Annotated in this window: 13 protein-coding genes; 1 reads left to right on the forward strand and 12 read right to left on the reverse strand. The window is 67.9% G+C overall.

What is annotated here, in order from left to right; genetic code table 11:
- Positions 1-14: 14 nt before the first annotated feature.
- Positions 15-767 carry a transporter substrate-binding domain-containing protein gene (locus ACTJLF_RS03980; RefSeq protein ID WP_440882527.1) on the forward strand — a complete coding sequence of 251 codons (753 nt, stop codon included), beginning with the start codon at positions 15-17 and terminating at the stop codon, positions 765-767.
- A gap of 10 nt (positions 768-777) precedes the next feature.
- On the opposite strand, the gene ACTJLF_RS03985 is transcribed toward ACTJLF_RS03980, so the two are convergent.
- The 12 genes from ACTJLF_RS03985 to ACTJLF_RS04040 form a co-directional block, all read right to left on the reverse strand.
- Positions 778-1,191, reverse strand: a complete 414-nt coding sequence (locus tag ACTJLF_RS03985) for a hypothetical protein (RefSeq protein ID WP_132751327.1) — start codon at positions 1,189-1,191, stop codon at positions 778-780.
- Between the two features lie 79 nt (positions 1,192-1,270).
- Positions 1,271-3,511, reverse strand: a complete 2,241-nt coding sequence (locus tag ACTJLF_RS03990) for a M1 family metallopeptidase (protein WP_440882528.1) — start codon at positions 3,509-3,511, stop codon at positions 1,271-1,273.
- A 657-nt stretch (positions 3,512-4,168) separates the two neighbouring features.
- Positions 4,169-5,503 (reverse strand): MFS transporter, encoded by a 1,335-nt coding sequence (locus ACTJLF_RS03995; RefSeq protein WP_440882529.1) that lies wholly within the window; start codon positions 5,501-5,503, stop codon positions 4,169-4,171.
- Positions 5,504-5,537: 34 nt separating this feature from the next.
- On the reverse strand, positions 5,538-6,644 hold the full coding sequence (locus ACTJLF_RS04000; RefSeq protein ID WP_440882530.1) for a porin: 1,107 nt from the start codon (positions 6,642-6,644) through the stop codon (positions 5,538-5,540).
- A gap of 44 nt (positions 6,645-6,688) precedes the next feature.
- Positions 6,689-7,657, reverse strand: a complete 969-nt coding sequence (locus tag ACTJLF_RS04005) for a PDR/VanB family oxidoreductase (protein WP_440882531.1) — start codon at positions 7,655-7,657, stop codon at positions 6,689-6,691.
- 19 nt (positions 7,658-7,676) lie between these two features.
- A complete protein-coding gene (locus ACTJLF_RS04010) occupies positions 7,677-8,732 on the reverse strand; it encodes a Rieske 2Fe-2S domain-containing protein (RefSeq protein WP_440882532.1) in 1,056 nt (351 codons plus the stop codon).
- A gap of 18 nt (positions 8,733-8,750) precedes the next feature.
- The gene (locus ACTJLF_RS04015; protein ID WP_019652127.1) at positions 8,751-8,975 is read right to left on the reverse strand and encodes a recombinase-like helix-turn-helix domain-containing protein; all 225 of its coding nucleotides are present in this window, start codon (positions 8,973-8,975) and stop codon (positions 8,751-8,753) included.
- 34 nt (positions 8,976-9,009) lie between these two features.
- Positions 9,010-10,173 (reverse strand): FAD-dependent monooxygenase, encoded by a 1,164-nt coding sequence (locus ACTJLF_RS04020; RefSeq protein WP_132798216.1) that lies wholly within the window; start codon positions 10,171-10,173, stop codon positions 9,010-9,012.
- A gap of 28 nt (positions 10,174-10,201) precedes the next feature.
- The gene (locus tag ACTJLF_RS04025; RefSeq protein WP_440882533.1) at positions 10,202-11,197 is read right to left on the reverse strand and encodes a Bug family tripartite tricarboxylate transporter substrate binding protein; all 996 of its coding nucleotides are present in this window, start codon (positions 11,195-11,197) and stop codon (positions 10,202-10,204) included.
- A gap of 17 nt (positions 11,198-11,214) precedes the next feature.
- A complete protein-coding gene (locus tag ACTJLF_RS04030; protein WP_132798220.1) occupies positions 11,215-12,186 on the reverse strand; it encodes a VOC family protein in 972 nt (323 codons plus the stop codon).
- Positions 12,187-12,336: 150 nt separating this feature from the next.
- Complete coding sequence (locus tag ACTJLF_RS04035; protein ID WP_126182126.1) at positions 12,337-13,815, reverse strand: aldehyde dehydrogenase; 1,479 nt, start codon at positions 13,813-13,815, stop codon at positions 12,337-12,339.
- Between the two features lie 14 nt (positions 13,816-13,829).
- Positions 13,830-14,639 carry an aspartate dehydrogenase gene (locus ACTJLF_RS04040; RefSeq protein ID WP_440882534.1) on the reverse strand — a complete coding sequence of 270 codons (810 nt, stop codon included), beginning with the start codon at positions 14,637-14,639 and terminating at the stop codon, positions 13,830-13,832.
- Between the last annotated feature and the right edge of the window lie 6 nt (positions 14,640-14,645).

Consider the following 14,645-nt stretch of genomic DNA (forward strand, 5'->3'; position numbering starts at 1 on the left):
GACGAACGAACGCCATGACACAGCCTCAGCAGACGACGATCTCCCCCTCCCTCGTTTCCGCCTTCGCGCCCGGCGGCACGCTGCGCGCCTCGATCAACCTGGGCAATCCGATCCTGGCCAACAAGGACGCCGCAAGCGGCGAACCCGTGGGCGTGTCCATCGACCTGGCACGCGAGTTCGCGCGGCGCCTGGGGGTGGGGATCGAGCTGGTGGTGTTCGAGAAGGCCGCCGCATCGGTGGACGCGGTCAAGAACGAGAAGGCCGACATCGGCTTCTTCGCCATCGACCCGGCGCGCAGCGAAGGGCTGCTCTTCACCGCGCCCTACGTGCTGATCGAGGGCAGCTACCTCGTGCCCGAAGGCTCGGCCCTGAAGGACAACGCGCAGGTCGATGCCCAGGGCAACCGCATCTCGGTCGGGTCCGGCAGCGCCTACGACCTGTTCCTCACGCGCGAGATCAAGGCGGCCGAAATCGTCCGCCTCCAGGGCGCGGGGCCCGCACTGGCGGCATTGCGCTCGGGCGAGGTCGAGGTCGCGGCCGGCATCCGCCAGCTGCTCGAAGGCGAGGCGCAGCGCGCACCCGGCGTGCGCGTGCTGCCGGGGCGCTTCATGGTGATCCAGCAGGCCATGGGCACGCCCGCCAGCCGCGGCGCCCAGGCGCAGGCGCTGCTCGCGGCCTTCGTCGAGGAGATGAAGGCCAGCGGCTTCGTGGCCGACGCGCTGAAGCGCCACCGCATCGAGGGCGCGAGCGTGGCGCCGGCCGCCTGAGCCTCGAGGTTCAGAGCTTGTACGCCTCCACCGGCCCTCGCGAATAGAACAGGAAGTAGCCGGTCGAGGTCTGGAAGCCATTCTTCTTCCAGCCGGCCGGCACCTTGAAGATTCCGAGCTGCTCGCTCGCCACGCCGACGAAGGCGGTGTTCTCCCGGTCGGTGGTGATGCGCGTCCAGTGCTCGCGCGTCACCGGCTTCATCGTCATCTTCGGCTCGCTCCACTCGGCCGTGCGGACCTTGTCGCGCATCACGTAGGCGTCGCCCTGCTTCTCGATCTTGATGAGCTCCTTGAGCGCACCGTTCTGCTTCACGGCGTAGGTTCCGACCAGTTCGGCCTCGGGCGCGCCGCCGCTGTTCGCGCCGCAGGCGGCGAGCAGCAATGCCGACGCGCCGGCGGCCAGCCATTTGAGTGCTGTGTTCATGATGATCCCTTGTCGAAGGAGCGCGCACCGCCCTGCATGCCGCATGCAGGACGGCGCGCGCCGTTTCAGCCGATGCCGCTCAGCGCTTCTCGTTCTCGCGCAGCTTCAGGCTGCCCTGGAAGCGCAGCGCGTGCGGGTACTCCTCCTTCTCCGCGCCGGTGGCCACCGCAGCCATCTTCTGCTCGCTCACCTGGGTCTTGGCCAGCAGCGGCGCGGGCAGGTTCAGCACGCCCTTGATCTGGTCGTACTGCGCCTGCGTGATGCGGCCCACGCTCAGCAACCGGAACGCATCGCGCTCGATGTTCAGCAGCAGCGGCTTGTTGCCCGCGAAATTCTGCGCCTTGGCCAGCAGCGCGCTCCACGAGGGGGCGCTGTAGTTGCTCACGTAGTAGTCCTGCCCGGTCGGCCCGGCCAGCACCGCGGTGCAACCGGGTAGCTCGATCTGCGTGCTGTTGCCCGACATCACGAAGGTCCTGCGCTGCTCCATCGAGTCGCCATAGGCCAGCGTCACGGGAATGGTCCAGGTCGATGCCGGGTACAGGTTCTGGTTGGGGAAGGCTTCCTGCGTGATGTTCACGTAGGTGCTGTTGCCCGCGCACTGCGCGTCCACCGTGAGCAGCGGAATGCCGGTCTGGCGGATCAGGCTGTCGCCGATCTCGCTCACCTTCTTGCCGTTGCTGGCCTTCTCCAGCGAACTCCACAGCCGAGACGGCGTGACGTTGCCGAAGGCGTAGTCCTTCAGGTAGATGCGCAGGCCCTTCTGCATCGCTTCCTCGCCGATGTAGTTCTGGATGGTCTCCAGCACGTGGCTGCCCTTGTTGTAGACGAAGATCGACGGGCTGATGAAGCCGAACGAGCCCGCGTCGTTGAGGTTGCGCTGCACCGGCACGGCCGTGTTCTTCAGGTCGGCGACGATCACGTTGTGCTTGTCGAGCACGTAGTCGGAGAAGCTGTAGTACTCGGGGTGGAACTTGATCGTGGTGCGCCTTTCGAACCAGCGCGCGAACGACTCGTTGAGCCACACGTTGTCCCACCAGTCGAGCGTGACCAGGTCACCGAACCACTGGTGCGCCACCTCGTGCGTCACCACCGTCACCGAGTACAGCGTGGGCGTGTCGCCCGGCTTGGTGAGCACCGAGTCGGCAAACTCGAAGATCGAGCCCCAGTTCTCCATGCCGCCGAAGCCGGTGTTGGGCTTGTTGTTGTAGCTGTCGTTGGCCGCGACGGTGTCGAACTTCTTGAACGGTAGCGGAATGCCGGTGTAGTTGTAGTAGTAGTCCATCGACACCTTGGTCCACTCCATCGCGAACTTGGCCCAGTCGGAGCGGCCCGGCGGCGTGAACCAGCGCAGCGGCATCTCGCTGCCGTCGAGCGGGTTCTTGAACTTGTCGGCCAGGATGTCGAACTTGCCGCCGCCGAAGAAGGTCAGGTACATCGGCATGGAGGGCGTCTTCTCGAAGGCCACGCGCTGGTAGCCGTCGGGCAGTTTCGTCGCCTCGATCTGCGCGCCGTTGGACACCGTCTTCCAGTCGCCCGGCACCTCGGCCGATATCTCGAAGGTGTGGCGGAAGGCCGGCTCGTCCCATCCCGGGAACCACTGCCGCGCGTAGTTGGTCTCGCCCTGCGTCACGATGGCGTCGCTGCTCACGCCCTCGGGCGTGGAGAGTCCCACCTTGAAGATGCCGGTGGCGGCCGAGCAGAACGGGTTGCGCGCCACCTCGGCCGGCGGGCAGTACTCGGCGTCGGAGAACTGGATCTTGCCGTCCCACTCCATGTGCAGCAGGTACTTGCCCTTGGCGATCTGGCCGTCGTTCAGGCGCAGCTGCACGAAGTCGCCCAGCGTCTGCGGCGTGGGAATCAGCGCAATCGCCTCCGAAGGATTCGACACCTTGCGCAGCGTGGTGCGGCCCCTCGCGAAGTTCAGATTGTGCGCAGCGACGACGATGGCATCGACAGGCTTGAGCACTTCGATCTCCACGTCGCCGCGGCCCACGAAGGTCTTGAGCGCCGCATCGGGGCGGAACCACAGCTTGTAGTTGCTGGGCCAGACGGTGTCGGGCAGCTCCATCGGCCGCGCCGAGCGATCGACGGCGGCGACCGCATTGTTCGCCGCGTTGGGCACGCCGTCGTCGGGCGCCTTGGCGGTGGGATCGGACACGGGAGCGGAAACGACCTGGTCCGAAGGTGCGCTGAGGCCGACGCCTGCACCGCCCAAGGAAGAGCCACCGCCGTCTCCGCCGCCGCCGCAAGCCGTGAGGACGGCAAGGGTCACTGCGGTGATGGCAAGATGATGGACCACGGGTGTATTGAATCTTTTCATGATCGCCTCTGAGTACTCTTGGTAAGAAGAAACATGCGCCGGCTTCGCAGCCGCCGGCGGATAGCCGGCGATGCGCAAGACGCGCGCGGTGATGAGTGAGATGAACAACGGGGGAATCGGGGAGAAACGGGCAACACGGTGCCCTCCCGGCGAACTCGTTCGTTCGTCAGGACCACACGGTCATGCAGGGTCGCACCGCGCGCGAGGCGGCGGTCCCAGGATGCGAGGCGTGAGAGGTTCCATTCCCGTCGATCGCGGGGTGATGGGATGGGCAGGCGGGGCTTGTAGCGCGAAGGCCTTCGTCAATGCATGCGCATCGTCGGCGCGACACGCACCCGCGAAGCGGGAACGGTGCGAACTGTGTTGGCGATGGCAAGACTTGCTGCGGCTCTTGTCGTTGATTTCACGCGCATTCCCTCGTCCATTGATGTCACGCAGTTGTAGCTGATGGGCGCTGCGTGCTCAATGAATCGCGGAACTTTTCCTTCTCAAAATGTTCGCGCGCGATAGGCCGAATGGCGTCATGGCACGCGACGCATGCCATGCAATACGAAGATGGTTCAGCCGCCGAAACACCTGCTCACGCAGATGACGGAAACCGGGTCGCCGCAGTGTGACCCGACCACGACAGTACGAAGGTACAAGCCTTCGAAAAAGCTACGAAAGCTGTGAACCAGAGACTGTGCGCGCGCTGCGCGCGCGGTCGCGCAGCCACAGCATGAGGCCGCAGCCGAACACGACCACCTGCGTGCCGATGAGCAGCGCGAAACCCGCGAAGAAACCGGATGCAGATGAAGCTGCCGCCGCCGGGCCGGCACCTGCCCCATGCGACATCGCACCGATCACGCCGCCCATGAGCGCAGGCATGAAGCCCGCCACGAGGCTGCCCACGCCGTTGGTCACGCCGAACGCGCTGGCCGTGTGCTCGGGACGCGAGCAGTACTGCACCGTGCTCGGGATGGCCGGGCTCTGCAGCCCCCAGAAGAAATTGGCCGCTACCAGGCAGCAGGCGGCCACGTAGGGGTCATGCGCATTGATGGCCATGAGCACCGACAGCGCCACGCCCACGCTCGCGCCCATGAAGATGAAGGGCACCCGCTCGCGGCCCACCTTGTCGATGAGCACGCCGCCCACGAACACCGCGAGCACCGTGGCGTACTGAGGCAGCGAGGCCAGCCAGCCCATCTCGCGCATCGAGAAGCCGCGCGCCTCGCGCAGGTAGGTCGGCAGCCAGTTGCTGCTGCCCCAGAGGTAGGCCAGCGCTGCCGAGGTCAGCAGCGTGACGACGAAGAGGTGCCGCGTCTGCAGCGCGCCCTTCACGATGCCGCCCACGCGCGACATCGCCTCGCCGAAGGAAGATGGCTTCACGCCGTCGGCATGCCCTGGCGGCATGCGCACGAAGGCCAGCACCAGAGGAATGCCGAGCACGATGTTCATGACGCCGAGCACGTGAAAGGAGCTGTCCCACGCGAACTGCGTGAGCAGCCAGCCGACGAGCGGATAGCCGATGGCCAGCCCCAGGCCCGTGCCCATGTTGACGAAGGCATTGGGCTTGCCGTTCTCGTCGCTGCGGAAGTGCGCCTTGATGTACGCGGAAGCCAGCGAGAAGAGCGGCCCTTCCGAAACGCCCAGCAGCACGCGCGAGGCCAGCAGCAGGCCGTAGCTGTGGAACATCGGCGAGGCCCAGGTCACCACGCCCCACAGGATCAGCCCGTAGACCAGGCTGCGCCGCACGCCGAAGAGCGCGGAGCAGAACGGCGTGAGCACGAAGGCCGACACGCCGTAGCCCAGCATGAAGGCCGTCGCCAGGAAGCCCTGGCTCACGCGGTCGGTGGCGGCGAGGCCCACGTGCTCGAGGAACGCTGCATCGGTGATCAGCACGGCGATGTTGATGCGGTCGACGTAGGAGATGGCGACGATCACGAACAGCGTGATGACGCCGTACCAGCGAAGGCTTGCGCCGCCGTTCTTGTTGCTGCTGCTGTTCTGCATGGCCGGTCCTGACGGGGTGAAGGTGATGGGGCGCCTAGAACATGTGGCGCATGCCGAACTCGGTGCCGCTGGAGGCACGGTTCGGCGCGGTGATCGCGCCCGAGAGGGCCTGCGACGCACCGTTGCTGTTGCTGATGCGCGCGATGGTGGCGTAGAGCGCCGTGCGCTTCGAAAGGTTGTGCACGTAGCCGATGGCCAGCTTCGACGACGTGGGCTTCAGCAGCGCACCCGCCGGCTCCAGCCGGTAGCGCGCATACGAGGCCTTGATCTCGCCCGGCCCGATGGGCAGCTGGAAGCCGACGAGCACGCCCTTGGCATCGGTGCTGCCCTTCGACTCCCTGTACAGCTCGCTCGTGAGCTTGAGGTTCATGAGCGAGGCATCGAAGGTGTAGGAGGCGCCGAGGTTGGTCACGCGCAGGTCGCCGCTCGCGTAGCGGGTACGGCCGGTGGCCAGCGCGATGTTGAGCCCGCCGCCCTGGTAGCCCAAGCGTGCGCCGGTGTGGTCGCCGTCGTGCCTGTTCGACACCTGCGTGCCTGGCAGCACCGAGTTCGAGTCGTTCTCGCCCATGGCGTACATCACCTGGCCGTAGAAGCCGCCGAGGTCGGCCGGCAGCAGGTAGCCGATGCTGTTCGAGGCGCGCGTGCCGGTGGGCGCGACCAGGCCGCCGAGGCCCGAGAAGTAGATCTGGTTGGCTCCGATGCCGCCGCCCGTGCCGAAGGGGTCGAAGATGGCGGTGTTCCAGAAGGCGGGCACGTAGTCGCGGCCCAGCCGCACCTCGCCGAAGGGGCCCGCGAGGCTCACTGTGGAGCGGCGGTTGAAGCTCAGCACGCCGGCCGGGCCATTGCCGCTGGCCTGGTTGTTGGAGTTCGAGGGAAAGCCCTGCGCGCTGTCGTTCTGCAGGCCCATCTCGAGCCAGAAGTTGGCCGAGTAGCCGCCGCCCAGGTCTTCGGTGCCGCGAAAGCCAAGGCGGCTGAACATGTTGCCGCTGTTGGTCAGCTGCGTCTTGCCGGCCGAACCAGGGCCGCTGCCCTTGGTGTAGGTGACGGCCGCATCGACCACGCCGAAGAGCGTGAGGGAAGACTGGGCCAGCGCTCCGCCAGCCCCGCTGGCCGCAGCCAGCGCGATCAGGTACTTTTTCATTGAGTTGTCCCGGGTGGTTTTCTTCTGTCGGCCGGTGGCCCCGTTCAGATGTCGAGCACCAGCCGCGCGCCCTTGCAGCGCGAGACGCAGATCATCATGGTCTTGTTCGACGCACGTTCGATCTTGGTGAGGATGCCGTCGTGGTGGTCGACCTCGCCTTCGAGCACGGCCGTCTCGCAGGCGCCGCACACGCCTTCCTTGCAGCTGTGGTCGGGGTTGAGGCCGGCATCGATCAGGCTGTCGAGGATCGACTTGCCCGCCGGCACCTCCACGCTCCTGCCGCTCCTGGCGCACTCCACCACGCATGCCTGCGAGGCGGCGCCCGCCTCCGCCTGCACGGCGGCGAAGCGCTCGATGTGCGCATTGGCGTAGCCCAGCTGCTCGCAGCTCTTCTCGAAGGCATCGAGCATCGGCGTGGGGCCGCAGCAGTAGTAGTGGCTGGCGGCGCCCTTGCCGGACAGCAGCTCCGCGAGGTTGGGCGGGGCGCCCTTCTCGTCGTCGAAATGCCAGGTGAGCTGCACCGACTTCTCTTTCGCGAGCGCCTCGATGGCGTCGCAGAAGGCGGCCTCCTTGCGGGTGCGCGCGCAGTAGACGATCTCCACCGGCTTGCCGATGGCCACCAGCCGCTGCAGCATGCACCAGATGGGCGTGACGCCGATGCCGCCGGCCACGAGCACCGAGCGCTCGGCGCCCTCCTCCAGCCGGAAGTTGTTGCGCGGTGCCGAGATGGGCAGCGTCATGCCCACGCGCAGCTGCTGGTGCACGTAGCGCGAGCCGCCGCGGCTCTTGCGGTCGTTGAGCACGCCCACCACGTAGCGCTGGCGGTCGCTCGACGGATTGCACAGCGAGTAGCTGCGCACCAGCCCGTTGGGCAGGTGCAGGTCGATGTGGGAGCCGGCCTCGAAGGCGGGGAAGTCCACCGCGGGCGTGGCCGGCCGGAACTCGACGCTCACGATGCCTTCGGCCTCGTAGCGCATGGTGTGCACGAGGGCGTTGAGCGTTGGGGAAGACATGGCGAAGCTCTCTCCCCCGTCAGGCCGTGGCGGCTTCGCCTGCCTCGGCCAGTTGCGCAACGGCCAGGTTGCGCATGTGGCGGCGCAGGCGGACGATGCCCAGGTCGTGCTGGTACAGGTTCTCGTGCTGGTTGGCGTCGGGCTCCATCTCTTCCAGCATCCCGCGGTCCTGCTCCAGCACATGCCAGTGGCGCGCCTCCAGGCGGTTGCGGTACAGGAAGCGCCAGGTGTCGCGCTGCCAGCCCGGCTGCAGCTTGCGCACGCGCCAGAAGAAGGTCGCCGTCATGCCCTTCACGATGGGCGAGAAGGCGCCGATGATGATGAAGTTGCCGCCGGGGCCGCCGGTCTTCGGGTACGGGATTTCGAGGCGCATCCAGTGGATGCCGGTGTCGGCCCACTCGGTCCAGTCGAAGTTGACGTTGCGCTGGCCTTCCTTCTCGAAGACGAAGCCGGTGTCGGTCTGGCGGATGCCGAACTTGGCGCTCGAATCGCCCTCGGCCATCGAATGCGACTGCTTGTGCAGGTAGGTGCCGTGCATCGGGTCCATCACGTTGTCGAGCACGTAGCGGTAGTCGCCCTTCCACTCGGTGTAGCAGAGGAAGCTGCTGTACTCGGCGTCGTCGGTCAGCTGCTCGGGCAGCACCAGCGGCGGCGGCACGTCGACCGGCTCCTTCGAGTTGTAGAGGAACACCGCGCCCGCGCGCTCCTGCACGTGGAAGTGCATCGTGGCCTTCGAGCCCTCGAGCTTGCAGCCGGGGCTGCCGGGCACGCGCGTGACGACGCCGTCGTGGCGCACTTCCACGCCGTGGTAGGGGCACGAGAGCCGGTCGCCCAGCACCACGCCCTGCGACAGCGGCGCGCCGCGGTGCGGGCAGCGGTCTTCCAGCGCATGCAGCACGCCTTCGCCGTCGCGCCACAGCGCGATCTTGCGGCCGAGGCGGCGCAGGGAGATCGGGTTCTCCTTGATGAAGTGCGAGGGGCAGATCGGGTACCAGAGGTCCTTCAGGCCGATCTCGAGCAGATGGTCGACCGGGTCCGCTGCAGCGTTGCCGGCGGGTTGGATGGCGATGGTCATGATGTTCCTTTCCCTCTCTCAGGCCGCCAGCGCGGCCATTTCCTTGCGGTAGAGCTCTTCGGTCCACTGCTGGCCGCCCGGCGTGGCGAGGCCGCTGTCGTTCAGGCGCTGCACCAGGCCCGGCAGGTCGTGGATGCCATCTGCGAAGGCGCGCTCGATCACGTCGCCCAGCAGGTCTTCGTAGGTGGTCGCGGGGCGCCGGCGCGCCTGGTGCGGTTGCAGGTAGCGGTCTTGGGTTTGCATCGTGGGCCTCCGTAGGGCGGAATGAATTGAAGATTCAGGCGGCGGCCGCCATGGCCGGGGTCGCGAGCGGCACGGCCCAGGCGTCGTAGCCGTAGACCCAGTCCGCGTTGCCGCCTTCGCGCAGCCAGTTGTTGCCGCGCGAGCCGAGCTGGACCTGGCTGGCCCGCTCGATGCGCGCGGTCTCGAAGCCCTGCAGCGCGGCAGGCAAGTCGGCCATGGCCACGCCTTCGAGATGGCGCGACAGCACCACAGCGTCCTCGATGGCCATGCCCGCGCCCTGCGCCATGAAGGGCAGCATCGGGTGCGCGGCATCGCCCAGCAGCGCCATGCGGCCCTTGGTCCAGGCGGGCATCGGGTCGCGTTCGTACAGCGCGGTCTTGAGCACCGTGTCGCAGGCATCGAGCAAGGCGCGCGCCTCGGGGTGGTAGGCCACGTACTGCTCGCGCAGTTCCTCGACGCTGCCCGGCGCGGTCCATGACTCGAGGTGCCAGCTGTCCTGCGGCGTGGTCGCGAAGATGAAGACGTCCTTGCCCCGGTTCAGCGGGAAGGTGACGATCTGGCTCTGCGGATTCGGGCCCCACCACTTGGTGAAGGCGCCCAGGTTGGGCACGCCGGCCACGCGCTCGGCCGGCACCACGGCACGGTAGGCCACGATGCCGGTGAAGCGCGGGCTCTCGGCGCCGAACATCGCGGTGCGCACGCACGAGTGGATGCCGTCCGCGCCGATCAGTGCGCCGACGCGTGCATCGGTGCCGTCCGCGAACGAGAGGCTCACGCCCTTTTCATCGGCGGCGATCTTCTCGGCCCGCTTGCCGAGCGCGACGCGCTCGTTCGGGAACATGTCGGCCAGCGCCGCCAGCAGGTCGGCGCGGTGGATGGTGAGCTGCGGCGCGCCGTAGCGCTGCTCGGCGGTGTCGGCCATCTCCAGGCGCGAAGTCTCCTCACCGGTGTCGTAGGTGCGGCTGATGCGGTGCGAGGGGCGCGCCGCCGTGACGCGGGCCGCCTCGCCCACGCCCAGGCCGTCGAGGGCGCGCACGGCATTGGGCGTGAGGTTGATGTCGGCGCCGACGCGGGCGAACTGCTTCGCCTGCTCGAACACGACCACGTCGTGGCCTGCGCGGCGCAGCGCGATGGCCGCGACGAGCCCGCCGATGCCCGCGCCGACGATGCCGATGGTGGATTCGCTGGTGGTCTTCATGAGACTTTGCCTTCGTTCCTGCGCCGGCTCACTCGGCAACGATGTTGCGGGCCTTGATGATCTTGGCCCACACGGCCGTCTCGTCGCGGATGTAGGCGGCGAACTCGGCCGGCTTCATGGCCGCGTCGGTCATGCCCTGCAGCTTCAGGCGCTCGCGCACGTCGGGCTTGGAGAGCATCTCGGCCGCGTCCTTGGCGAGTTGCTCGACCACGGCGGGCGGCGTGCCCTTGGGCGCCATCAGGCCGTACCACGAGGTCACGGTCACGCCCTGGATGCCCTGCTCCGCCAGCGTGGGGATGTCGGGCGCCGCGGCGCTGCGCTTCGCCTCGGTCACGCCGATGGCGACCAGCTTGCCGTTCTTCAGGAAGGGCAGCGTCGCCGGCAGGTTGCTGAACATCAGCGGCACGGTGCCGCCGAGCACGTCGTTGAGCGCGGGCGCCGTGCCCTTGTAGGGCACGTGCAGCATGTCGATGCCGGCCTGCTGCTTGAAGAGCTCGCCCGCCAGGTGCAGACCGCTGCCCACGCCGGGCGAGGCATACGAGAGCGTGCCGGGCTTGGCCTTGGCCTGAGCGACCAGGTCCTTCGCGTTCCTGATGCCCGATTCGGGCGATGCCACCAGCACGTTGGGCGCCTTCGCGAGCATGGTGACCGGCACGAAGTCCTTCGCCATGTCGAAGGGGAAGTTGGGCATCAGCGTCGGGTTGATGGTGACGTTGCCCGCCGGGATCACCAGCAGCGTGTGGCCGTCGCCCTTGGCGCGCTTGACCTTGTCCATGCCGATGTTGCCGGCCGCGCCCACCTGGTTGTCGACCACCGCCGCCTGGCCATAGCGCTTGGCCAGGCCGTCGGAGAGCACGCGGGCCAGCGTATCGACCGGCCCGCCCGGCGGGAACGGCGAGATGATGGAGAAGCGCTCGCTCGAGAGCTGCTTCTGCGCCTCGCTCTGCTGCGCGTGCACGGGCGCGGCGAGCGTGAAGGCCGCGACTGCGGCGAACAGGACGGAAAGAGAGAAACGTCGTTGCATGTCGGTGGTCGGGTGAGTCATTTCTTTTCGGTGATGAAGGCGCCCTTGGGCCCTTCGGCGTTCTTCTGGCGGCGCGTGTTGCCATCGAGGCCGCCGTCCACTGCCCATTCGGCGAAGACCGTGGGGCCAGGCTCGAACTCGCGCGGCTGCCAGTCGGCGGTGAGCTGGTCTTCGTCGGCGTAGTACTCGATGAGGCCGCCCGCGGGATTCTTGAAGTACCAGAAGTACGCCGAAGACACCGGATGGCGGCCCGGGCCGAGCTGGGTTTCCCAGCCGCAGCGCGAGAAGTGCAGCCCGCCGCCGAACACCTCGTGGATGTCGCGCACGGTGAAGGCCACGTGGTTCAGCCCGCGCTTGCCCGAGGGGATCTGCAGCAGGAACAGGTCGTGGTGGCCGCCTTCGGCCGCGCAGCGCATGAAGGCGCCGCGGTTGGGGTAGCTGTCGGAGGCCACGAAGCCGAAGCGATCGGCATAGAAGGCGCCGGTGGCCTTCACGTCGCTCACGAAGAATACGACATGGCCGACCTCGATGGGCGTGGCGCGTTCGTAGATGGGCGCCGGCTGGTTGATGCGCAGCTTCGCGTTCCAGGTGTTCATGGCGCCGCAGTCGACCTGCACCGCGTGCTTGCGGCTGACCTGCAGTCGCACGGCCAGGCCGTTGGGGTCGATGCAGCCGATGCGGCGTGCGCCGTCTACCGTGTCGTCGAAGAAGGAAGGGTCTCGCGCGATGGCGGCGGCGTAGCGGTCGAGATCGGCTTCGCTTTCCACGCCCCACACCACTTCGCGCAGCGTCGGGCCCTCTTCCATCGCGGGCGGCAGGCCCGGCTTGTCCAGCGCCGCGACCACCACCTTGCAGCCGTTCAAGCACTCGAAGACGAGTTCGTCGGCGGCCTCCGACTTCAGGGAAAGGCCCCAGTCCTGGAAGAACCGGCGGCAGGCGGGCAGGTCGTCCGCGCCGTAGGTGATCTGGTCGATGCCAAGTACGCTCATTTCAATCTTTCTTTCATGCCGAGCGGCACACGCGCGGCATCGAACATCTCGTTCCAGGAATACCGCGGAACCGGCTTTGCCGGGCCGCAGGTATCGCCCCCCGCAAGGGGGTTGGCGCAGCGACACGAAGTGCGCGAAGCCCGGGGGTTTTCATGGTGCTGCCCAAGGCAGAGGCTGGTCATTGGTGCCCCAGTACATGCTCTTCTGCTCCATGTACTGGAAGATGCCTTCGCGGCCCTTCTCGCGGCCCAGGCCGCTGTCGCGCCAGCCGCCGAAGGGCGTGGACACCGAGAACTGCTTGTAGGTGTTGACCCAGACCGTGCCGGCCTGCACCGCGCGCCCCAGCTTCCAGGCACGCTTGAAGTCGCGGCTCCACACGCCGGCCGCCAGCGCGTAGACGCTGTCGTTGGCCTGCGCGATCAGTTCTTCCTCGCTGTCAAAGGGCATGGCGACCAGCACCGGGCCGAAGATCTCTTCCTGGCTGATGCGGGCGCCGTTTGTCAGGCCCTCGATGATGGTCGGCTTGTAGAAGTAGCCGCGGTCATAGCCGTCGCCATGCGGGCGTACGCCGCCCGTGCGAATCCTGCCGCCTTCGGAAACGCCGAGCTCCACATAGCGCTCGATGCCCTCGCGGTGCTTCGCGGTGATGAGCGGGCCCATCTGCGTGCGCTCCGAAGCCGGATCGCCCACGCGCAGCGCGTTGGCGCCTTCGGCCAGCCGGGTGAGGAACTCGTCGTAGATGCCGCGCGCCACGAACAGGCGCGAGCCCGCGATGCACGACTCGCCCGACGAGCTGAAGATGCCGTAGAGCACGCCGTTCACCGCGTGGTCGAGATCGGCATCGTCCAGCACCATGGTCGGCGACTTGCCGCCGAGTTCCAGCGACACCGGCATCATCTTGTCGGCCGCGATGTGGGCGATGTGCCTGCCGGTGGTGGTGCCGCCGGTGAACGACACGCGCTTGACCAGCGGATGCTTGGTGATCGCGTCGCCGATCACCGAGCCCCTGCCCGGCAGCACGCTGACGATGCCCTTGGGCACGCCGGCCTTCTCGCAGATGCGCGCCAGCTCCAGCGCCATCAGCGGCGTGACCTCGGCGGGCTTCACCACCACGGCGTTGCCCGCGGCCAGTGCGGGCGCCAGCTTCTGCGCCTCGCTGGCGATGGGCGAGTTCCACGGCGTGATGGCGGCGACCACGCCCATGGGCTCGTGCACGCTCATCGTGACGAAGGCGCCGCGCGACGGCGTGATGGTTTCCTCCAGCGTCTCCAGCGCTGCCGCGAAGAACTGGAAGGTGCCCGCGGCGCTGGCCACGAGGTTGCGGGTCTCGTTGATCGGCTTGCCGTTGTCCAGGCGCTGCTTCTGCGCGAGCGATTCGGCCTCTTCGCGGATCAGCTGCGCCACGCGATGCAGCACGGCCGCGCGCTCGTGGGGCAGGCGCTGCGCCCAGCCACTCGTGCGGAAGGCGCGGTCTGCGCCCGCGATGGCTTCCTCGACGTCGGCCAGGCTCGCGGCCCGCAGGCGCGCGATGGGCTCGCCGGTGGCCGGATAGAGGCTTTCGTAGACGTCGCCGCCACCCAGGCGCCATTCGCCGGCGATGCAGATCGGAAGGAGTTCGGAGGAGATCATGGAAGACGGCGGATTCAGATGGCGAGCGCGGCCACGCGGTTGCGCAGCGCGCGCACGGCGCTGTAGACGGTGAGCGCGGATGTCTTGGGGTTGGCCGCCAGCGGCTTGTTGCGCATGGTCAGCTCGAAGCTGCCGAAGGCGCCCTCGGCCTCGACGGTGTGCACGTTCTCGGCGGTGGCCGGGTCGGCGATGAGGCGCACCATCGTCCTGTCGAGCCCCAGCCCCGCGAGCGAGATAGTGGCCGCGACGTTGGCGTTCTTCGGATAGAGCAAGGCCGCTTCGCGTGCACTGCCTTCGAAGATCACGGTTTCATGCGCCAGCGCGCCCAGGTCGCGGCCCTGCTCGGCCGGCGTGCCCTTCCAGGCCAGCGGCGGCTTGCGGCCGGTGTAGCGCACGCTGTCGAGGCCGCCGATGCGGGCGGCAGCGAGCGCGTCGATGGCGCCGATGGCGCCCGGAATCAGCTGCACCTGCGTGCTGCCGGCAACCGCCGCGGCTTCGAGCTTCTCCGCAAGGCCGGTGGCCGACAGCGCGCCGACCGAGGCGACCACGCAGGGCAGGCCTCGCGCCAGCGCGGGCAGCACGTGCTGCTCGATGGCGGCATGGCCTGCAGTCTCGACCACGAGGTCGATGCCGTCGGCGGGCACCGCGCTGCCCACCTGCGCGTCGGGTGCAGCCTTCTGCGCAGCGGCGATGGCGTCGGCGGGCACGACGACAGCCACCACCTTCAGCGCGGGATCGCCGTGGAGCAGTTCGAGCACCGAGGTGCCGATCGCTCCGCAGCCGACGAGTGCGATCCGCGTTGGCGTTGGCGTTGGCGTGGGCATGGAACG

This window comes from Variovorax sp. 22077, from assembly GCF_052044195.1.
GTDB lineage: Bacteria > Pseudomonadota > Gammaproteobacteria > Burkholderiales > Burkholderiaceae_C > Variovorax > Variovorax atrisoli.